Raw genomic sequence first — 18873 nt, 5'->3', positions numbered from 1 at the left:
CAGGGGGGACCCTGTGGGAGAGTAGGACGCCGCCGAACAATCATTGTGGAAAAGCCCCGTACCGGGAAACCGGTACGGGGCTTTTCTGCGTTCGGGGGCTTTTGCGTCAGTGGGGTGCGTTGCAGGCGCAGCCGGGAGTGGCCGTGGCCGGAAGTGCTTCTTCTTCGGGAGGGGTGCTTTCGGCTGCGGCCTTTTCCACGTCCGCGAGCAGACGGACGCGGTCGGCGGGGGAGAGGTAGTGGCCGGCGTTGACCACGGAGTGGATGTCGCGGGTGCGACGGATGTCGTGGAGGGGGTCGCTGTTGAGGACCAGGAGGTCGGCGGGACGGTACTTCGGGAGGCGCAGGAGGGCGTCGGGGTGGGTGGTGGCCGTGGCGAGGACGTCGGGGGCGGGGAGACCGGCTTCGGAGAGGAGGCGGAGTTCCTCGTGGAGGGAGAAGCCGGGGACGGCGTATCCCGTGCCCGTATCCGTGCCCGCGGTCAGGCGGACGCCGGCGCGGTGCATCTCGGAGACGAGGGTGAGGCGGTGCTCGTAGATGCGGCGGATGCGGGCGGTGTCCTCCGGGGTGCGGGAGCCGGTCATCGCTTCCCAGATGGCGGGCCAGGAGGCGACCGCCCAGGCGGGGAGGTACTTCCAGTCGGGGGAGGAGGCGGGCAGGTCCGCGATGCGTTCCAGGGAGTGGTGGACCAGGAGGGTCGGGGTGACGTACGTGCCGTTCTCGGCGAGGGTGTCGAAGAGGCGGCGGGCGCGGCCCTTGTCGTACGAGAGCGTGGCCTGCCACTCCAGCGGGTGGACCTGGCGGAACCAACTGCCGTAACGGGAGAGGCTGGAGGGGTCGGTGGGGTCGATGCGGACCTCGGCGAGGGCTCGGCGGATCTCGTCCTCGCGGGAGGACGTGGCCAGGAGCATGGCGTGCAGGTGCTCGATGGAGCGTTGGCCGGAGGTGGCGGCGCGGGACATCGGCAGGATGTCCGGGCAGTGGCCGGCGAAGGGGATGCGCAGGCGCTTCGCCTCGTCGGCGATCGCGTAGTAGGCCTCCGGGGAGAGGCGGGAGTAGACCTTGACGAAGTCGGCGCCCTCGCGGTGGACCTTGCGTACGGCGGCGCGGGCCGCCTGCGCGTCGGCCACTTCGAGGACGGGCAGACCGAGGTCGTCCGCCCAGATGGACGGCGGGCCGTCGAGGATCGGGCTCGCGATGACGAAGCGGGGACCGAGGAGGGTTCCGGAGGAGATCCTGCGGCGCCAGGCGTGGTGGAAGGGCTGGCCCCACATCTCGCGGACCGAGGTGATGCCGGTCAGCGGGAAGAGCGGGGCGGTGAGGGCCTCGTCGCCCAAGGTGTGGATGTGCGACTCGGTCAGGCCCGGGACGATGTACTTGCCCGTGAGGTCGACGACCCGGGCGTGCGGCGGGGGTTTGAGTTGGGAGCTCGGTCCGGTGGCGGTGATTCTGCCGTCGGTGAGGAGGAGGGTGTGGTCGGGGAGCGGGCGGGAGTGGGGGGTGAGCAGAACGGTGGCGTGGGTGAGGGCGAGGACGAGGGGTGCCGGGCGGGCGGCCCGGGGGCTCGCGGTGGCCGGAGCGGGGGCGAGGTCCGTGGTGGTGGGCGCGGCCGTGGTGGCGGGGGCCGGGCGGCGGTCGGGGTGGGTGTGCGGGGGCTTGGACATGGGTGGGCGTCTCTTCCGACGGGAGTGGGTGCGGGCCGGGTGGGTGCGCGCCGGGCCCGCGCGTCCGTGAGGTCCGCGAGGCCGGTGCGTACGACTCGTCACTCTTGTCGAAGAGAGGGGCGAGGGGGAGGGGGGTGGCGGGCCTGTTCGGGGTGGTGGTCGGTGCACCCCGGGGGCGTTTCAACGTGTGCTGGGCCAGGCCGAGTTGAACTGTTCCTGGGAGCGGAGCAGGGCCAGGGTCGGGAGGCCCTGGGCCCGGCCGGAGGTGAGGAGGTCCGGGAGCTGGGGGAGCGGGGCCACGGCCGCGATGTCGTCCAGGACGAGCGTCATTGGTGGGTCGAGCCGACCGTCGGATGACCGTGCGGCCATGCGGCGGCCGTGCTCGACCACGTATGAGGCGAGGGCGGTGAGCAGCGGCATCGCGCCCGGTCCCGAGGGGCGGGTGCGGGGGTCCTCGATGGATTCACCGACCATGTAGAGCGTTCCCCCCTCGACCACAAATGATTCCAAGGTGAGCGAATCGGTTCGGTTGGGGGTGCAAGCCTCGCGGAGGTGGATCGAGGAGAGGGCGGAGAAGGCGCGGGTGGTGAGGTTTTGGGCCTGTTCGCGGCGTTCGGGATAAGCGGTGAGGGCCGATTCGAGGAGGCCGGCGGCACCGGAGCGGGCGCGGGGGTGGGTGCGGAGGATGCGGACGGGCTCGTGGGCCCCTGATCCTTGCGCCCAGCGGAGCAGGTGCTTGAAGGGGCGGTCGTCTATGGCTGCGGCCTGCAGCCAACTGCTGAGGAGGGTCTCGGCGGTTTCGGCGACGGCGGAGTCGGCTCGGGCGCGGGGGCGGACGGGGGCGAGCAGGGCCCGGGCGCGGGCGGTCGCCGTGCCGGGGTCCTGGCAGCCGGTGGTGGGGGACCAGTGGAGGCGGGAGGGGGTGTCGCAGCGGTGCTCGGGGTCGTAGAGGAGGACGGGGCCCAGTTTGGCGCGGGCGTCTTTGGTCTCCGACCAGAGGGCGGGGTCGGAGGTGAGGACGAGGGCGGGGCCGGGGGCGTCGAGGATGGCTTCGGTGGCGGTGGTGCGGTGGGTGTGGCGGTTGAGGAGGAGGCCCTCGTGGGGCGTACGGGGTGAGGGGGACGGGGCGATGCGGGGGGTGGTCAGGTGGGCGGTGGTGGTGGGTGCGGGGGGCTGGGTGGTGCCGGGGTGGGCCGGGGCAGGGGCCTGGGCGGCACCGGGATGGGCCGGGGCGGTGTCGAGGTGGGCCGGGGCGGGGGGTTCGGCTCCGCCGGGGGCCGCCCCCTTGCCCGCCCGTTCCGCCCCCTTGGGGCGGCCCCGTCGCCCAAGGGGGCTCAGGGGAGCGGGGACCTCTTGGGCGAGGGGGCTCACGGGAGCGGAGCCCCGTCGCCCAAGAGGGCTCACGGGGGTGGGGTCCTCTTGGGGGAGGGGGGCGGTGGATGTGCGGGAGCGGGCGCGGGTGTGGCGCCAGCGGGTGAAGGTGCCGATGGCGAAGATCGTGAGGACCAGCAGGACCAGGAGCTGGCCGATGAGCAGGCCGTAGAAGAGGCCGTAACCGGAGAGTTCGGCGGGCGGGGTGGCGGGCCAGGCGGCGGGGATGTCGCCGGGGTCGGCGGCCAACTGGCGCAGGGCGGACGGGGTGTGGGGGAAGGTGACCCGGCTCGGCCAGGAGCCGTGGGCGAACAGGCCCGCCAGGCCCGTGGAGGTCCAGGTGAGGACCGTCAGGCCCAGCAGCAGGCCGAGGAGGGCCAGCAGGAGGCCGTCCGGGATGCCGCCCGTTCCTCCGCGGTTCCGGTCGCCGCCCCGACTGCCGGCGCCGTGTCCCCGATCGTACGAACCGGGCATGTCAGGCCACCGTCGCGTCCGAGGACTCGACTTCGGCCATGTGCTGCTCGATGAGGGCCGCGCGCTGCTCCGCCTCCCAGTCGGCGGCGCGGGCGTCGTCGTTGAGGAAGGACTCCTCGGGGGTCGCCGAGGACTCGGTCATGGCGCGGTCGGTGAAGACCAGGGGGCGTTCGGCCTCGGTGATCAGGTGTTTGACGACCTGGACGTTGCCGTTGACGTCCCAGACGGCGATGCCGGGGGTGAGGGTCGGGATGATCTCCACCGCCCACCGGGGGAGGCCGAGGACCTTGCCCGTCGCGCGGGCCTCGTCGGCCTTCTGGGCGTAGATCGTGCGGGTGGAGGCCATCTTGAGGATCGCCGCGGCCTCGCGGGCGGCGGCTCCGTCGACGACGTCGGAGAGGTGGTGGACGACGGCGACGAAGGACAGGCCCAGGCGGCGGCCGAATTTGAGCAGGCGCTGGAAGAGCTGGGCCACGAAGGGGCTGTTGATGATGTGCCAGGCCTCTTCGACCAGGAAGATGCGCTTCACGCGGTCCGGGCGGATCCAGGTGTGTTCCAGCCACACGCCGACGATCGCCATGAGGATCGGCATGGCGATGGAGTTGCGGTCGATGTGGGAGAGGTCGAAGACGATCAGGGGGGCGTCCAGGTCGATGCCCACGGTGGTGGGGCCGTCGAACATGCCGCGGAGGTCGCCGTCGACCAGGCGGTCCAGAACCAGCGCGACGTCCAGGCCCCAGGCCCGTACGTCGTCCAGGTCGACGTTCATCGCCTGGGCGGACTCCGGTTCCGGGTGGCGGAGTTGTTCGACGATGTCGGTCAGGACGGGCTGGCGGTTGGTGATCGTCTCGTTGACGTAGGCGTGCGCGACCTTGAGGGCGAAGCCGGAACGTTCGTCCAGGCCGTGGCCCATGGCGACTTCGATGATGGTGCGGAGCAGGGCGAGCTGGCCGGTGGTGGTGATGGCGGGATCGAGGGGGTTGAGCCGGATGCCGTCGTTGAGGGCGGCCATCGGGTCCAGGCGGATGGGGGTTATGCCCAACTGCTGGGCGATGAGGTTCCACTCGCCGACGCCGTCCTCGCCCTGCGCGTCCAGGACCACGACCTGGCGGTCCTTGAAGCGGAGCTGGCGCAGTACGTAGGTCTTCTCCAGGGCGGACTTCCCGTTTCCGGATTCGCCGAGGACCAGCCAGTGGGGGGCCGGGAGTTGCTGGCCGTACAACTGGAAGGGGTCGTAGATGTAGCCCTTGCCGCTGTAGACCTCGCGGCCGATGATCACACCGGAGTCGCCGAGGCCCGGGGCGGCGGTGGGGAGGTAGACCGCCTGGGCCTGGCCGGTGGAGGTGCGGACCGGGAGGCGGGTGGTCTCGACCTTGCCGAAGAGGAAGCTGGTGAAGGCATCCGTGAGTGCGGACAGGGGGTCTCGCATGGTCTGTCCTTCCGGGGGGAGCGGTCAGCGACGGATGCCGGTGGCGAAGGGGAGGGTGTTCACGAAGGCGCGGTGGTGCTCGCGGTCGCACCATTCGAGCTTCAGGTACGACTTTCCGGCGGAGGCGCGGATGGTGCGCTTGTCGCGGGCCAGCTCCTCGGGATTGCGGGAGGAGACCGTGATGTAGCCGACGATGTTGACGCCGGCGGCTCCGGAGGCCAGGTCCTCGCCGCGCTGGTCGAGGCGGCCGTGGGCGGCGATGTCGCGGGGGTCGACGGTGCGGTTCATCTTGGCGGCGCGCGACGCGTCGGCCTCGTCGTTGGTCTTCTCGGTGAGCATGCGCTCGATGGCGACCTCGGTGGGTTCGAGGTCCATGCAGACGGCGACGGTACGGATCACGTCCGGGGTGTGGACGAGGAGCGGGGCGAGGAAGTTGACGCCGACGGGGGTCATCGGCCACTCCTTCACCCACGCGGTGGCGTGGCACCAGGGCTCGCGGGTGAGGGACTCGCGGGTCTTGGCCTGGAGGTAGGTCGGCTCGACGGCGTCCAGCTCGGCGGGCCAGGCGTTGCGCTTGGTCATGGCCTGGATGTGGTCGATGGGGTGGTCCGGGTCGTACATGGAGTGGACGAGGGAGGACAGCCGGGACTGGCCGAGCGGCTGGCGCACCCGGATGTCGGCCTCGGCGAGGCGGGCGCAGATGTCGGTCAGCTCGCGGGCCATGACGATGGCGAGGCCGGAGTCCTTGTCGAGCTTGCGCTGGCCCTTGGGACGCGACGCGCGGGCCATCGCGGCCCCCTCGGCGGCGAGTTCGCGGGTGTAGTGCATGCAGGCGACGAGGTAGGCGCGGTGCTGCTCGCTGGAGGTGGACACCATCGACTGGAGCTGGTCGTACGAGTCCAGGAGCCAGTCGGGGGCGGTGCGGTCGCCGCGCTGGGCGACGTCCTTGGCGTGCGCGTCGGGGTCGGCGGGGAGGGTGCGGGCGAGCATCTGGAGGCGGGTGACGAAGCCGTCGCCGTTCGCGACGTGCTTGAGGAGCGTGCCGAAGCGGTCGACCAGGGCCTCCTGGTCCTCGCTGTCGCGCAGCCCGACGCCGGGGCCCTCGATCTCGATGGCGGCGGTGACGGTGCGCCGGTCCGCGTGCAGCAGGACGGCGATCTCGTCGGGGCCGAAGGGGGCGGCCAGCCAGTTGATGCGGCCGATGCCGGGGGGCGGGCCGATCTCGACCTCGCGGCCGTCGATGCGGGTGCCGGCGTCCATCGCCTGGGAGCGGTAGGCGGTGCCCTTGCGGAGGTTCCGCTTGTAACTCCGGTTGATCTCGAACCACTTGTAGAAGGTGCGGTGCTTGTACGGCACGTACACCGCCATCAGGGCGAGCAGGGGGAACCCGACGAGGAGCAGGATGCGCAGGGAGAGGCTGGGGACCAGCAGGCCGCACATCATGCCGATGAAGCCGCCGGCGATGATCAGGGCGATCTCGCCGGTCTCGCGGTTCTTGCCGACGATGGCGTTGGGGCGGGCCCGGCCGATGAGGTAGGTGCGACGGGGCGCGATCGGGTGGGACTGGGTGGTCAACGCCCTCCCCCTCCTGAGTTCTTGCGGTGGCTGTGCGGGGAGTTGGAGGTGCCCGTGTTGCCGGTGCCGCGGTTGCTGTGGGTGCTGTTGCTACGGGCCGACGGGGCGGCGGAGGGGATGGACCCGGTGCCGCCGGTTCCTCCGGTCGGGGTTCCGCTCGAGGTGGGCCCCGGATTTCCCGTACGGGAGCCGTGGGCGGTGACGCCGGAGGAGGCGTTCGCGGCCTGGCGGGGGGCGGGGGCGCTGCCTCCGCCTCCGCCGCCGCCCCGGCTGCTGTGGGTCTTGATGCCCTGGGAGACGAGGTTGGCCGGGGAGGAGAGGACCGCGGAGGCGCGGGCGCCGTCGGTGACCTGCTTGCGGCTGGCGCTGGCGGCGGCGATGTCGTCGCCGAAGCCGGGCACGAAGCGGTAGATCATCGCGGAGGCGAAGATGGCGAGCAGGATGATCGCCAGGCCCGAGACGACGGCGGAGAAGGCGTTGGGGCCGTCGCCGGTGGAGAGCGCTCCGGCGAGGCCGAGGACGATCACGATGACCGGTTTGACCAGGATGACGGCGATCATGATGCCGGCCCAGCGGCGGACGTGGCTCCACAGGTTCTTGTCGACGAGGCCCGCGTAGACGACCGTGCCGAGGAGGGCGCCCACGTAGAGGAGGGCGGCCCTGATCACCAGTTCGAGCCAGAGGACGCCGGCGGCCAGGATCGTGACGAGGGCGACGACGATCAGCATGATCGGGCCGCCGCCGATGGACTCGCGGTTCTTCAGGGCCTCGGCGAAGGAGCCGAAGAAGACGTCGGTCTGGCCGCCGGACGCGGCGGCGATGACCTCGGTGACGCCGTCGGTGGCGGAGACGATCGTGTAGAGGATCAGCGGGGTGAAGGCGGAGGCCAGGACGGTCAGCCAGAGGAAGCCGATGGCCTCGGATGCGGCGGTGGCGAGGGGGACGCCGCGCATGGCGCGCTTGGCCACCGCGAGGAGCCACAGGACGAGGGTCAGGACGGTGGAGGCGGCGAAGACGACGGCGTACTGCTGGAGGAACTTGGGGTTAGTGAAGTCGACGTTGGCGGTGGACTTCACGGCCTCGCTGAGCTTGCCGACGATCCAGGCGGCGGCGTCGGCGCAGCCCTTGGCGAGGGAGGTGAGGGGGTCGAGGGGGGCGTCATTGGCGGGCGGCGACGGGGCGGCGCCGGGGTCGGAGCTGCCCCGCTCGCAGTACTCCCGGGACGAACCGATCAACCCGTCGCAGACGTTGCTGCTCGGGCTGGGCGAGGGGGTCGCGGCAGGGCTCGGCGGCGGGGTGGGCGCCGCCACGGCACGGGTGGCCGCCATCAGGACGGCGACCTGCGCGGTGACCAGTACGGCCAGCGCCGGGGCGGTGCGGCTGCGGAGGCTACCTGGCATAAGTGAACCCTCCATACTCTTCGACTGCCTTGCTGATCTCTGCCGAGTCGGAGGCCGCCTGGTCGCCGGGCAACGGAGCCGGTCCCTTCTTCTCCGTGGTGCTGACGACCTTCCAGTCGCCCTTCTCCCACCTCAGCCGGAAGGTCAGGGTGTTCCAGCTGGACTTCACGGGGTCGGTGGAGCTGGGGCTGGACATGCCGATCAGGGCCGAGTACCAGACGGACACGGTGGCGTTGTCCGCGTCCGCCGACTCGACCTTCGTCCCCACCGGGAGCGCGCGGGACACGAACAGACTCCCGGCCGGGGCCTCGCCCCGGGCGTCGAGGCCGGTCCGGCGCAGGAACTCCGCGGAGTACAGGGCGTCCTGCGACGCCTTCAGCCCCGGCGCCTCGGCGGAGGTGTAGAGGGCGTCGACGATGGCGTGCCGCTCGGCGGTCTTGAACATGTCCGCCGAATTCAGCGCCACCGTGTAGTTCGACGCCGCGCTCTGCGCGCCCTGGCTGCTCCGCGCGAAGCCCGAGGGGATGCCGGACGGGCCCTTGGCCGTCACGGGCTTGTCGCCCGTCGCCGCCGTCGAGCTGGACTCCGGCTCGCCGCCCGCCCGGCCCGTGCCGCCGCCGCTGCTCCCCGGCCCCCGGTTGACGAACGCGATCGCCGCGATCAGCAGCACCGCCACGCCCACCACCGTGACCGTCGAACGCGACGCCCGGGCCCGTGGGGCGCGCGGCCGGGCCGTGCCCGTGTCGTCCGGCATGCGGGTACGCGTCTGACGGGTGCCGCCCATCGTCGTATAGGGGTCGTCCGTCCCCCGTCGCTCGTCGTCACCGCGGTTCATGCCGCGTACGCCCCCTCAGCCTTTCGCCGTCCCGTGTCCGTCCCGCCGCACCCGCACACGTATGCGGAGGCGTACTGCTTAGACGGTAGCGGTGCCGCTTCCCGGGTGGGCGCGGTGTGGTGACTCGTCAGGTGAGTCGGCATCAGAGAACGCAACCTCGGGGGGAATTCCGGGCACGCCCGGTGCGGAGTGGGGGGGGAAGGGGGCTAGACAGCCATGCCGTACACGATGGTGAACAGCGTGCCGAGCGAGCCGATGATGAACACGCCGGTCAGACCCGCGACGATGAGGCCCTTGCCCTGTTCCGCGCTGAACGTGTCGCGCAGTGCCGTGGCTCCGATGCGCTGCTTGGCCGCGCCCCAGATGGCGATGCCGAGGCACAGCAGGATCGCCACGGCCATGACGACCTCGACCATGATGCGGGCCTCGTTGCCGAGGTTTCCGAACGGTCCCCAGTTCGGCGCGATTCCGCCGATGATGGTGGTGATGTCGCCCTTTTCGGCTGCCAGGATCATTAAGTCACCGCCCCTGTCGGGTAGTTCGCACTCCTGCCGGACGGCAGGGAGCATCGCCCTATCTTCGCTGATGAAACCGCCCGGGTATGTCGACTTGGCGGCAATCTTTGTCGGTTTTTCGCACACAGGTCCGGTCTCACCGCTCTGACCTGCGGTGCGGAGGGGTCCAAACCGGTTGTCGGGCGAAAAGCCGTACGGTCACTCTGTGTATCACGGGGGGTGACTCCGGGCAATGACTGGCGTTGTGCACCTTGGCCCTGTTACATCCGGCCGAGGCGTGCGCTCCCCTGCGCCCGCGTTGCGTCCACGCGCGCGGGCGCTGCGTCGGATGCGGTGGCGGGCCGGCGTTCCGACGTCCTTTCGTCGGGGCCCCTCGATCCGAACGCATGTGCTTTCCGGGGCGTCGCCGCGCGATAGTGTCCAGCATGCCCGAGACCCAGGCGCCGCCCCGGCCCCGGACGGACGGAGTGGAACCGGCCGCCGCCGCCCGCCCGTTCGCGGACGCGCTGCGGTACGCCGCCCCCGCGCTGCTCGGCTATGCCGCCGTGCGGCTCACCGGTCTGGCGATCCTGCTGGCCGTCGCCGCCGCCCGGGGCCAGGACGGCGTGCTGCGGCTGCACGGACGCTGGGACTCCCTCTGGTACCAGCGCATCGCCCAGCACGGCTACGGCCACACCGCGGTGCTCCCCGACGGCACGCTCCACTCCGACCTCGCCTTCTTCCCGCTGCTCCCGGCACTGGAACGGGCCCTGCACGCGCTCGTGCCGCCGCTGGACGTCGCCGGGGCGGGGCTGCTCGTCTCCTGGGCCGCGTCGGTCGCCGCCGCGTGGGGGATCTTCGCGGTCGGCGCGCGGCTTTACGGACGCCGGGCGGGCGTGCTGCTGGCGGTGCTGTGGGGGGCGTACCCGACGGCCTTCGTGCAGTCCATGGCGTACACCGAGACGCTCTTCACCGCGCTGGCGGCCTGGTCGCTGTACGCGGTCCTGCGCGACCGGTGGGTGTCGGCGGGCCTGCTCGCGGTGGGCGCGGGGCTGACCCGGCCGGTGGCGGCGGCGCTCGTCGCGGCGATCGCCGTCGCGGGGGTGCGGCGGCTGGCTGCCCGGCGGGGGTCCGGCGTGCGTCCCCGGCGGGTGGTCGCGGGCGTGCTGCTGGCCCCGCTGGGCTGGCTGGGATACGTCTGCTTCGTGGCGGTACGGGAAGGGCGGCCGTTCGCGTACTTCGACGTCCAGGCGGGGTGGGACAACCGGATCGACGGCGGAGTGGCGCTGGCGCGGTTCGTCGCCGGGCAGTTCGCGGTGAACGCCTTCGCGGGGGCGGGCCTGTGCGCCGCCTTCGCGGTGCTGGGGTGGGCGCTGTGGGCGGCGCTGCGGCTGCGGCCTGCGCTGCCGGTGGCGGTGTACGGGGTGGCGGTCGTCGTGGTCTCGCTGGTCGGGTCCGGGTACTTCGGGTCGCGGCCGCGGCTGATGATGCCGTCGTTCCTGTTGCTGCTGGGGCCCGCGGTGGCGCTGGCGGGGCTGCGGCGGCGCTGGGCGCCGGCGGTGGTCGTGGGGGCGGCGGGGGTCGCGTCGGGGGCGTACGGGGCGCTGACGCTGCTGGGGACGGGGCCGCCGTGAGACGCGAGGGCAACGGGGCTGCTCCGCCGGGGGGTTCGGGCGGGCCGCGCGCCGCGTGACGAGCCCCGCGAACGGCGAGTGCGACGCCTGCCGCGCTCCCTGCCGCATGCCGGGCGCTCTTGCCTGGACCGGCGGCGCGACACGACAGTGTGGAGAACCCCCGTGAACCGGGCCGCGATGAGGGAGGGTTGGGGCGTGCGCAAAGTCTGGGTGGCGAGCGGGGCCGGGATCGGGCTGTTCCTGGCCTTCGTCGTGCTGCTCGTGGTCGGTACGTTCTCGGCGGCGGCGGGCATCGCGGGCCAGGGCGGTGCCGGCGGGCGGGCCGTCGGACTGGTCAAGGGGGCGGTGCCGGCCCTCTACCAGCCGCTCGTCCAGAAGTGGGGCAACCTCTGCCCGGCCATCAACCCGGCGCTGCTGGCCGCCCAGCTCTACCAGGAGAGCGGCTTCGACCCGAAGGTGGTGAGCCCGGCCAAGGCGCAGGGCATCGCCCAGTTCATCCCCGGTACCTGGGCCACGCACGGCATCGACGGCGACGGCGACGGCGACCGGGACGTGTGGGACCCGAAGGACGCCATTCCGTCGGCCGCCTCGTACGACTGCGAACTGGCCGGGTACGTGAAGAAGGCCCCCGGCGACCCGACGAACAACATGCTGGCCGCCTACAACGCGGGCGCGTACGCGGTGATCAAGTACGGCGGGGTCCCCCCGTACAAGGAGACCCAGAACTACGTCAAGATCATCCGCTCCCTGGAGCAGAGCTTCGCCAAGCCCGTCGGCCGGGTCGCGCCCTCGCGGGCCGCGGCGACCGCCATCAACTACGCGCAGAGCAAGCTCGGCACGCCGTACCTGTGGGGCGGCAACGGGACGCCGGACCAGCAGGGGCGGTTCGACTGCTCCGGGCTCACGCAGGCCGCGTACCGGACCGTCGACATCGAGCTGCCGCGCGTCGCCAACGACCAGTACAACGCCGGACCGCACCCCTCCCGCGACGAGCTGCTGCCGGGCGACCTGGTGTTCTTCTCCGACGATCCCGCCAACTCCCGGATGATCCGGCACGTGGGGATCTACGTGGGCGGCGGTTACATGATCAACGCGCCCTTCACCGGTGCCGTGATCCGCTTCGACAAGATCGACACGGATGACTACTTCGGGGCCACCAGAGTCACCGCTGATGGCGCGAAGGCATTGCCCAAGGCGTGATGCGCGCCGTCGTCCGGAAGCCTGACGGGACGTCGGTTCTGGCCGGAACTCTCTGTGACGACTCCGCCCTGAGCTGGGACGATGAGTCTCTCTTCGATAACGTCATGGTGATCGTTCGGTGGAGAGTGGAACCTCGGGACGCCCCAGGGCGTTCCCTGGACGCGACGACCGTGACGACGCGGCGACCGTGCTGTCGAGGGCGTCGGCTCCAGCTTCGGGAAAGACTTTCGGGAAGAACTGTCACGGGGGTGATGGGCCCGCCGCGCACAACGACGTGCGCGGGCCGGGAGACGTGCGACTGCGACACAGCAAGGGCAAGGGGCCGTGCAGATGGCTGGACTCTCGATGGACGGGTCGAACCCCGATGTCAGCCTGCTCTACGACATCAACGGCATCGCCGCCGACGCACCCGGCTGGGCCGACCGGCTCGTGGAGTACGTCGGCGAGTACGGAATCCTGCTCGGGCTCGTCCTGGTCGCCCTGTGGTGCTGGTGGCGCGGGCGCACGCGCGGGAGCGCCGAGGACTCGGTGGCGTCGGCGGCGGCGATCGTGTGGGCCCCGCTCGCGGCCGGCATCGCACTGCTGGTCAACATCCCGATCCGGAGCTTCGTGGAGCGGCCGCGGCCCTTCCTGGAGCACAAGGGGCTGGAGGTGCTGGTCGCCGGCAAGACGGACTTCTCCTTCGTGAGCGACCACGCCACCCTGGCCATGGCCGTCGCCATCGGGGTGTTCATGGCGAACCGCAGGTGGGGGCTGCTGAGCATCGCGCTCGCCTGCGCCGAGGGCTTCTGCCGGGTCTACATGGGGGTGCACTACCCGACCGACGTGGTGGGCGGCTTCGCGCTGGGCACCGCGGTGACGCTGCTGCTGGCCCCGCTCGCGCTGATGCTGCTGACACCGGCCGTGGGGGCGCTGTCCCGCTGGGGGGCGACGCGCTTCCTCGTGCGGTCCAGGAGCGCGCGGGAGCGGGACGCCGAGCGGCGGACCGCCGCGTCGGCCGGACAGGCACGGGCGGCGGTGGAGGCGCGGCAGGACGGCAGCGGTTACAACGGACTCGCAGCTTAGGTTTTTTGGCTGAAAACCGTCGGGCCGAGCCGCGGCCGGCGGACCTCGGGGGTCCGGGCGGCCGTGGCGGAATCAGAGGGCCTGCGGGAAGTCGAAGAGGCGGTCCGGGTCGTAGCGGGCCTTGAGCCCGGTGAGGCGGCCGGCCGCGCTGCCGAAGTACGCACGGCGCCAGTCGGGCAGGTTCGCGTCCGGGTAGTTCTGGTAGGCGGAGCCCGAGGCGTGCCTGCGCAGCGCGTCATGAGTGGCCGTCAGCCACTGCTGGTGCGCGGTGCCGGGGGTGGCGGGCCGCCAGGACGCCGTGTACTGGGCGAGCATCCGCATGTTCCGGTGGACGAAGGCGGTGGCCTCGGGCGCGACCCGGTTGACCGCGCCGCCCAGTGCGGTGAGCGCGACGCTGCCGGCGCCGCCCTGCGCGGCCGGGACACGGGTGAAGCGCTCGACGGCGGCGAGCAGGGTCCGTACCCCCGCCCGGTCGAGGGACGCGGCGAAGAAGGCGGAGCGGGCGCCGTAGTTCTCCCGGCCGAGGGTCCCGGCGGGGTCGCGGCCCGGGGTCGTGCCCGGCAGGTGGCACTGGGCCTCGGAGAGTCCGGCGCAGCCCGCGTACTGGAGCATCGCGTCGAGGTGCGGGGTGGTGCGCAGAGAACTGGAGCGGGGGGCTCCGGCCCGCGCGGTGAGGCGGTCGAGGGCGTCGGCCAGTGCGGAGCGGGAGCCCAGGGAGCAGGCGGTGACGTTCACGGTGGGGGTGCCGCCGCCCGCGCCCGCGGAGAAGTGCGCCGAGGACCAGATCTCGTCGGGCTGGGCCGGGCCCCACTCCTGCCAGGCGGTGAGGACGGCCGCCGCCTTCGACCAGGGCCAGGTGAGACGGGCGATGACGACCTCGGGGGCCGGGTGGGTGCGGAATTCGAGCCGGGTGACGACGCCGAACTGCCCGTTGCCCGCGCCGCGCAGGGCCCAGAAGAGGTCGGGGTGGGTGGCGTCGTCGCAGCGCAGTGTCGTGCCGTCGGCGGTGACCAGGGTCGCGGCGGTGAGGCTGTCGCAGGTCAGTCCGTACGCACGGGACAGCACGCCGTGCCCGCCGCCGAGGGTGAGTCCGGAGATGCCGACGGTGGGGCAGGAGCCGCCGGGAACGGTGCGGCCGGTGCTGGTGGTGAGGGTGCGGTAGACGTGGACCAACCGGGCGCCGGCACCGACGGTGGCGGTGGAGGGGGTGGTCGTGATGGCGCTGAGCTGCGACACGTCGATCACCAGGTGGCCCGTGCCGCTGGACCAACCGGTGTAGGCGTGGCCGCCGTTGCGGATCGAGACGGGGGTGCGGGCCGTCCGGGCGAACGCGAGGGCCTCGCGGACGTCGGCCTCGTGCGCGACGTAGGCGACGGCGGCGGGGCGCAGGCCGTCGAAGCGGGGGTTGTAGAGCTGGCGCGCGGTGGCGTAGTCGGCGTCCTGGGGGCGGACGAGGGGGCCCTGGAGGGAGCGGGCGAGGGCGGCCCAGTCCTGCGGGGCCCTGGGGGCGGGCCTGGGAGGCGCCTCGGGGGCGGGGTCCGCGCCGGGCTTCGGGTCCGTCGGCGGCCGCGGCGCGGGAGCGGTGTCGCAGGCCGAGGTCAGGGCGGCGGCGCCGGTGGCGGCGAGGAGGGTGCGTCGGCGGGGCAGGGGCATGGCGGTCTCCCGGGGCGGACGGGGCGGCGGCCCGGGACGGGGGCGGATGGGCGTTGCCGCTGCGCGGGGCGGTGTGCCCGGCGCGGAGGGGGTTGAACCGAGGGGGCGGGGTGCGGGACCGCCGGTCGGACTGGGGCTTCCCGCCGGGGAGCTCGGGTCGCTCGGTGGGCCGGGGCTTCCCGCCGGGAAAGCTTGGGCCGCCGGCCGGGCAGGGGCTTCCCGCCGGGGGTGCTCGGGTCGCCGGTCGGGCCGGGGCTCTTGTCGGGCGGGGCGGTCAGCGGGCCGCGGAAGCGTGTTCCGTCGCGTCCGTTCTGGCCCGGTCGCGGCTGCGGCGGGCTGGGCCGCGCCAGCCGCACGGGCAGTGGGCGTGGGTGAAGGAGCCGTGTTCGGTGACGGTGGGGGTGTGGGGGGCGGTGGAGGCCTGCCGGGGGGACTCGTTCTCGGGCACCTCTCCACGGTACGGCGTGACGAAGTTCCCCCGGCACTCGTTAGGCGGGGCGAGCAGGAGGCTCGTACTCCGGAGGCAGACGGATGGACAGGGTGAGCGGGGGCGCGGCTGCGCTGGCCGTCGTGGTGGGGCTGGTGGGGACCTGCGCCGGGTGCGGCGGGAGCGGGGCCGCCGCCGAGGACCGTAAGGGCGTCGATCCGGGGCGGGCCGTCAGGGGAGCCGCCGACGCGGTGCTGCGCGCGGGCAGCGCGGACGCGGTGCGGACCGGCATGGAGATGGCGGCCGGCGGCACGCGGGTGACCATCCGGGGCACGGGTGTCTACGACTTCCGGCGCAGCCGGGGCCAGTTGGAGGTGTTGCTGCCGACCGGCCCGGCGGGCAAGCAGGAACACCGGCCGATCATCGAGGTGTTCGTGCCCGGGGCCCTGTTCATGAAGAACCGGGGAGCCGGGGTGCCCGCCGACAAGTGGGTGCGGATCGACACGGCGGCCCTGGCCGACGGGAACCTCGTGACGGGCGGCGCGACCGATCCGCTGGCCGCCGTGGAGCTGTTGCGCGGGGCGCGGGAGGTCGCCTTCGTGGGGCAGGGGGCGGACGGCGTCCGGCGCTACCGGGGCGTCGCCGATCTCGCGCTCGCGTCGAAGGCCGCTTCGCCGCAGGTCCGGGGGCCGCTCGGAGCGGCGGCGAAAGGGTTCTCCACCAAGGGGGTGCCGTTCGAGGCGTACCTGGACGGGGCGGGCCGGGTGCGCAAGGTGCGCCACGAGTTCAGCTTCGTGAACGCCGGGAAGACGGTCGCGGTGGCCTCCACCGTCACGTTCGACGGGTTCGGGAAGCCGGTACGGGTCGTCACACCGCCCGCCGGCGACATCTACACCGGGAAGATCCGCAGGCAGTAGCGGTCGGGGGCGGGCCGACCGGGGTTCCGGCCGGCCCGGGGGCCGGGTCCGTGGTCCCGGCGCGCCCCGGCGCATGGCGAGGGCGGGTGGGGGTGAAATGGCCCGTCCGTGCCATGCGCGGTGAGTGCCGTCCTCCCTACGCTAGGAAGTCGGCCCGCGGGGGGAACGAGGTCGGGAAGAGGTGATGCACGTGGGTTCGATGCGTGGTGCGGCCGTACAGGACCGTGTCGCCCTCGCCGAGATCGAGCTGTGCGGCGAGTTGATGATCGCGGCGTCGTCCGTGGACGGCGACCGGCTCAGTCCGGACCGGATCGACGAGGTGCTGATGCACGCGGCGAAGGAGTTCGAGTAGCCGAGGGGGACGCGTGCGGGCGGGACCGCTCCGGCGCCGGCGGGCGATCCGCGTTCCGGCGGCCCCGGGCAGGAGGAGAGGGGGGAGGCGACCGATGTCGTCTCCCCCCTCTTCCGTGCGCCCGGCTCGCGCACGTGCGGGAACGGTCACGTCCGCAGCATGCGGGCGATCGCCTTCGTCGCCTCCTCCACCTTCTCGTCGATCTCCGCCCCGCCCTTGACGGCCGCGTCCGCGACGCAGTGCCGCAGGTGCTCCTCCAGGAGCTGGAGCGCGAAGGACTGGAGGGCCTTCGTGGAGGCCGAGACCTGGGTGAGTATGTCGATGCAGTAGACGTCCTCGTCCACCAGGCGCTGGAGGCCGCGGATCTGGCCCTCGATCCGGCGCAGGCGCTTGAGGTGCTCGTCCTTCTGCTTGTGGTAGCCGTGCGTGGCGTGCACCACGGCGGTGCCGGCGGCCTCGGTGGAGGGCGCGTCCGTCGTGGTCACGCCGGCCGCCTCTTCGGTGGTCGTCATCGCGTCCTCCTGGGGAAGGGGGGAGGGGCCGTATACGGGATCGCATACCCCTCGTGGGTATATTCTACGGGATTTTGCCGGGGTGCTCGGGGGCCGCTGCCTGCCACTGTCCCCGATGGGCGACACTGAAGAACGCCGGTTAGCCGTGGCCGGATGATGCGCCTAGCATCAGCCTGACCGAATCCAATGCACCCCGAGGACCCCACGTGCGCTTTCGTCTGACCCCCCGGGAGACGAGCTTCTACGACATGTTCTCCGCATCCGCGGACAACATCGTCACGGGCTCCAAGCTCCTCATGGAACTGCTCGGTGCGGATTCCGCCGCCCGGGCCGAGATCGCGGAGCGGATGCGGGCAGCCGAGCACGCGGGTGACGACGCCACGCACGCGATCTTCCACCAGCTCAACTCCTCCTTCATCACGCCGTTCGACCGCGAGGACATCTACAACCTCGCGTCGTCGCTCGACGACATCATGGACTTCATGGAGGAGGCCGTCGACCTCGTCGTCCTCTACCAGGTGGAAGAACTGCCCAAGGGCGTCGAGCAGCAGATCGAGGTGCTCGCGCGGGCCGCCGAGCTCACCGCGGAGGCCATGCCCGGTCTCCGTACGATGAGCAATCTGACCGAATACTGGATCGAGGTCAACCGCCTGGAGAACCAGGCCGACCAGATCCACCGCAAGCTGCTCGCCCACCTCTTCAACGGCAAGTACGACGCCATGGAGGTGCTGAAGCTGAAGCAGATCGTGGATGTGCTGGAAGAGGCCGCCGACGCCTTCGAGCACGTGGCGAACACGGTGGAGACCATCGCCGTCAAGGAGTCCTGAGCTTCGTGGACACCTTTGCGCTGGTCGTGACCATCGCCGTCGCGCTCGGCTTCACGTACACCAATGGCTTCCACGACTCGGCGAACGCGATCGCCACGTCGGTCTCCACGCGTGCGCTGACGCCGAGGGCGGCGCTGGCCATGGCCGCGGTGATGAACCTCGCGGGCGCCTTCCTCGGGCAGGGCGTCGCGAAGACCGTCAGTGAGGGGCTCATCGCCACTCCGCACGGTCAGAAGGGCATGGGAATCCTCTTCGCCGCGCTGGTCGGGGCGATCGTGTGGAACCTCGTGACCTGGTACTTCGGGCTGCCGTCCTCGTCCTCCCACGCACTGTTCGGCGGCATGGTCGGAGCGGCGCTGGCGGGCGGGACGGAGGTGATCTGGGGCGGTGTGCTGTCCAAGGTCGTCATCCCGATGTTCCTGTCGCCGTTCGTCGGCCTGGTCATCGGCTATCTGGTGATGGTCGCGATCATGTGGATGTTCCGGAAGTCCAACCCGCACAAGGCGAAGCGGGGCTTCCGTATCGCCCAGACGGTCTCGGCGGCCGGCATGGCGCTCGGTCACGGTCTCCAGGACGCGCAGAAGACCATGGGCATCGTGGTGATGGCGCTGGTCATCGCCGATGTCGAGGGTCAGGACGACGCCATTCCGATCTGGGTCAAGATCGCGTGCGCGGTGACGCTCTCGCTCGGCACGTACGCGGGCGGCTGGCGCATCATGCGGACGCTGGGACGCCGGATCATCGAGCTGGACCCGCCGCAGGGATTCGCGGCGGAGACGACCGCGGCTTCGGTGATGTACACGGCCTCCTTCATGTTCCACGCGCCCATCTCGACTACGCACGTGATCACCTCGGCGATCATGGGCGTCGGCTCGACGAAGGGGCCGCGCGCCGTGCGGTGGGGGGTCGCGAAGAACATCGTGATGGGCTGGTTCATCACGATGCCGGCGGCGGCGATCGTGGCGGCGGTCAGCTTCTGGGCGGTTCAGCTCGTCTTCGGCTAGACGCTCTCCTTTCTTCGTACGGTCCTGGGCCCGTTCCCGGC

17 protein-coding genes are annotated in these 18873 nt (G+C 72.1%); 7 read left to right on the top strand and 10 right to left on the bottom strand.

Features of this window, described 5'->3' with window-relative positions; translation table 11 throughout:
- Positions 1 to 106: 106 nt before the first annotated feature.
- The 7 genes from ACZ56L_RS34605 to ACZ56L_RS34575 form a co-directional block, all read right to left on the bottom strand.
- Positions 107 to 1663: an amidohydrolase family protein gene (locus tag ACZ56L_RS34605; RefSeq protein ID WP_471069021.1), complete on the bottom strand. Its 1557-nt coding sequence runs from the start codon at positions 1661 to 1663 to the stop codon at positions 107 to 109.
- 180 nt (positions 1664 to 1843) lie between these two features.
- Positions 1844 to 3508 (bottom strand): type IV secretory system conjugative DNA transfer family protein, encoded by a 1665-nt coding sequence (locus tag ACZ56L_RS34600; RefSeq protein WP_471069019.1) that lies wholly within the window; start codon positions 3506 to 3508, stop codon positions 1844 to 1846.
- Between the two features lies 1 nt (position 3509).
- Positions 3510 to 4937, bottom strand: coding sequence for an ATP-binding protein (locus ACZ56L_RS34595; RefSeq protein WP_345220518.1), 1428 nt, complete (start codon positions 4935 to 4937; stop codon positions 3510 to 3512).
- Positions 4938 to 4961: 24 nt separating this feature from the next.
- A complete protein-coding gene (locus tag ACZ56L_RS34590) occupies positions 4962 to 6512 on the bottom strand; it encodes an SCO6880 family protein (RefSeq protein WP_345220516.1) in 1551 nt (516 codons plus the stop codon).
- Positions 6509 to 7912, bottom strand: a complete 1404-nt coding sequence (locus ACZ56L_RS34585; protein ID WP_471069016.1) for a hypothetical protein — start codon at positions 7910 to 7912, stop codon at positions 6509 to 6511. Before ACZ56L_RS34585 ends, ACZ56L_RS34590 begins: the two co-directional genes overlap by 4 nt.
- Positions 7902 to 8747, bottom strand: coding sequence for a DUF8175 domain-containg protein (locus ACZ56L_RS34580; protein ID WP_471069014.1), 846 nt, complete (start codon positions 8745 to 8747; stop codon positions 7902 to 7904). The genes ACZ56L_RS34585 and ACZ56L_RS34580 overlap by 11 nt, the downstream gene beginning before the upstream one ends.
- Before the next feature lie 206 nt (positions 8748 to 8953).
- The gene (locus ACZ56L_RS34575; protein WP_189826809.1) at positions 8954 to 9262 is read right to left on the bottom strand and encodes a hypothetical protein; all 309 of its coding nucleotides are present in this window, start codon (positions 9260 to 9262) and stop codon (positions 8954 to 8956) included.
- Between the two features lie 425 nt (positions 9263 to 9687).
- Here ACZ56L_RS34575 and ACZ56L_RS34570 point away from each other — a divergent pair, with 425 nt between their 5' ends.
- The 3 genes from ACZ56L_RS34570 (at position 9688) to ACZ56L_RS34560 (ending at position 13140) form a co-directional block, all read left to right on the top strand.
- Complete coding sequence (locus tag ACZ56L_RS34570) at positions 9688 to 10875, top strand: hypothetical protein (RefSeq protein WP_471069012.1); 1188 nt, start codon at positions 9688 to 9690, stop codon at positions 10873 to 10875.
- Positions 10876 to 11070: 195 nt separating this feature from the next.
- Positions 11071 to 12075, top strand: a complete 1005-nt coding sequence (locus tag ACZ56L_RS34565; protein WP_401765648.1) for a C40 family peptidase — start codon at positions 11071 to 11073, stop codon at positions 12073 to 12075.
- A 330-nt stretch (positions 12076 to 12405) separates the two neighbouring features.
- Positions 12406 to 13140, top strand: coding sequence for a phosphatase PAP2 family protein (locus ACZ56L_RS34560; RefSeq protein WP_468690871.1), 735 nt, complete (start codon positions 12406 to 12408; stop codon positions 13138 to 13140).
- A 72-nt stretch (positions 13141 to 13212) separates the two neighbouring features.
- Here ACZ56L_RS34560 and ACZ56L_RS34555 read toward each other — a convergent pair whose 3' ends face one another.
- Both ACZ56L_RS34555 and ACZ56L_RS34550 read right to left on the bottom strand, forming a co-directional pair.
- The gene (locus ACZ56L_RS34555) at positions 13213 to 14793 is read right to left on the bottom strand and encodes an FAD-binding oxidoreductase (protein ID WP_471069009.1); all 1581 of its coding nucleotides are present in this window, start codon (positions 14791 to 14793) and stop codon (positions 13213 to 13215) included.
- A gap of 274 nt (positions 14794 to 15067) precedes the next feature.
- Entirely contained in the window at positions 15068 to 15241 is a 174-nt protein-coding gene (locus ACZ56L_RS34550; RefSeq protein WP_345220498.1) for a hypothetical protein, read from the bottom strand.
- An 83-nt stretch (positions 15242 to 15324) separates the two neighbouring features.
- Between ACZ56L_RS34550 and ACZ56L_RS34545 the strand changes: the two genes are divergently transcribed.
- Both ACZ56L_RS34545 and ACZ56L_RS34540 read left to right on the top strand, forming a co-directional pair.
- On the top strand, positions 15325 to 16137 hold the full coding sequence (locus tag ACZ56L_RS34545; protein WP_345220496.1) for an SCO4651 family lipoprotein: 813 nt from the start codon (positions 15325 to 15327) through the stop codon (positions 16135 to 16137).
- A gap of 190 nt (positions 16138 to 16327) precedes the next feature.
- On the top strand, positions 16328 to 16489 hold the full coding sequence (locus tag ACZ56L_RS34540; RefSeq protein WP_266665070.1) for a hypothetical protein: 162 nt from the start codon (positions 16328 to 16330) through the stop codon (positions 16487 to 16489).
- Between the two features lie 146 nt (positions 16490 to 16635).
- Here the strand turns inward: ACZ56L_RS34540 and ACZ56L_RS34535 are convergent, their stop codons facing one another.
- Positions 16636 to 17001: a metal-sensitive transcriptional regulator gene (locus tag ACZ56L_RS34535; protein ID WP_471069006.1), complete on the bottom strand. Its 366-nt coding sequence runs from the start codon at positions 16999 to 17001 to the stop codon at positions 16636 to 16638.
- Between the two features lie 206 nt (positions 17002 to 17207).
- Here ACZ56L_RS34535 and ACZ56L_RS34530 point away from each other — a divergent pair, with 206 nt between their 5' ends.
- Positions 17208 to 17828: a DUF47 domain-containing protein gene (locus ACZ56L_RS34530; RefSeq protein WP_345220491.1), complete on the top strand. Its 621-nt coding sequence runs from the start codon at positions 17208 to 17210 to the stop codon at positions 17826 to 17828.
- A gap of 5 nt (positions 17829 to 17833) precedes the next feature.
- A complete protein-coding gene (locus ACZ56L_RS34525) occupies positions 17834 to 18832 on the top strand; it encodes an inorganic phosphate transporter (RefSeq protein WP_345220489.1) in 999 nt (332 codons plus the stop codon).
- The last annotated feature ends 41 nt before the right edge of the window (positions 18833 to 18873 follow it).

Source organism: Streptomyces sp. NPDC039736, from assembly GCF_055596485.1.
This window is presented reverse-complemented; position numbering and strand designations above follow the sequence as displayed.

What these genes read in the sequence shown, in the direction of transcription:
- ACZ56L_RS34605 (WP_471069021.1), bottom strand. Translation starts at nt 1,663, where the DNA reads ATGTCCAAGCCCCCGCACACCCACCCCGACCGCCGCCCGGCCCCCGCC.
- ACZ56L_RS34600 (WP_471069019.1), bottom strand. Translation starts at nt 3,508, where the DNA reads ATGCCCGGTTCGTACGATCGGGGACACGGCGCCGGCAGTCGGGGCGGC.
- ACZ56L_RS34595 (WP_345220518.1), bottom strand. Translation starts at nt 4,937, where the DNA reads ATGCGAGACCCCCTGTCCGCACTCACGGATGCCTTCACCAGCTTCCTC.
- ACZ56L_RS34585 (WP_471069016.1), bottom strand. Translation starts at nt 7,912, where the DNA reads ATGCCAGGTAGCCTCCGCAGCCGCACCGCCCCGGCGCTGGCCGTACTG.
- ACZ56L_RS34580 (WP_471069014.1), bottom strand. Translation starts at nt 8,747, where the DNA reads ATGAACCGCGGTGACGACGAGCGACGGGGGACGGACGACCCCTATACG.
- ACZ56L_RS34575 (WP_189826809.1), bottom strand. Translation starts at nt 9,262, where the DNA reads ATGATCCTGGCAGCCGAAAAGGGCGACATCACCACCATCATCGGCGGA.
- ACZ56L_RS34570 (WP_471069012.1), top strand. Translation starts at nt 9,688, where the DNA reads ATGCCCGAGACCCAGGCGCCGCCCCGGCCCCGGACGGACGGAGTGGAA.
- ACZ56L_RS34560 (WP_468690871.1), top strand. Translation starts at nt 12,406, where the DNA reads ATGGCTGGACTCTCGATGGACGGGTCGAACCCCGATGTCAGCCTGCTC.
- ACZ56L_RS34555 (WP_471069009.1), bottom strand. Translation starts at nt 14,793, where the DNA reads ATGCCCCTGCCCCGCCGACGCACCCTCCTCGCCGCCACCGGCGCCGCC.
- ACZ56L_RS34545 (WP_345220496.1), top strand. Translation starts at nt 15,325, where the DNA reads ATGGACAGGGTGAGCGGGGGCGCGGCTGCGCTGGCCGTCGTGGTGGGG.
- ACZ56L_RS34535 (WP_471069006.1), bottom strand. Translation starts at nt 17,001, where the DNA reads ATGACGACCACCGAAGAGGCGGCCGGCGTGACCACGACGGACGCGCCC.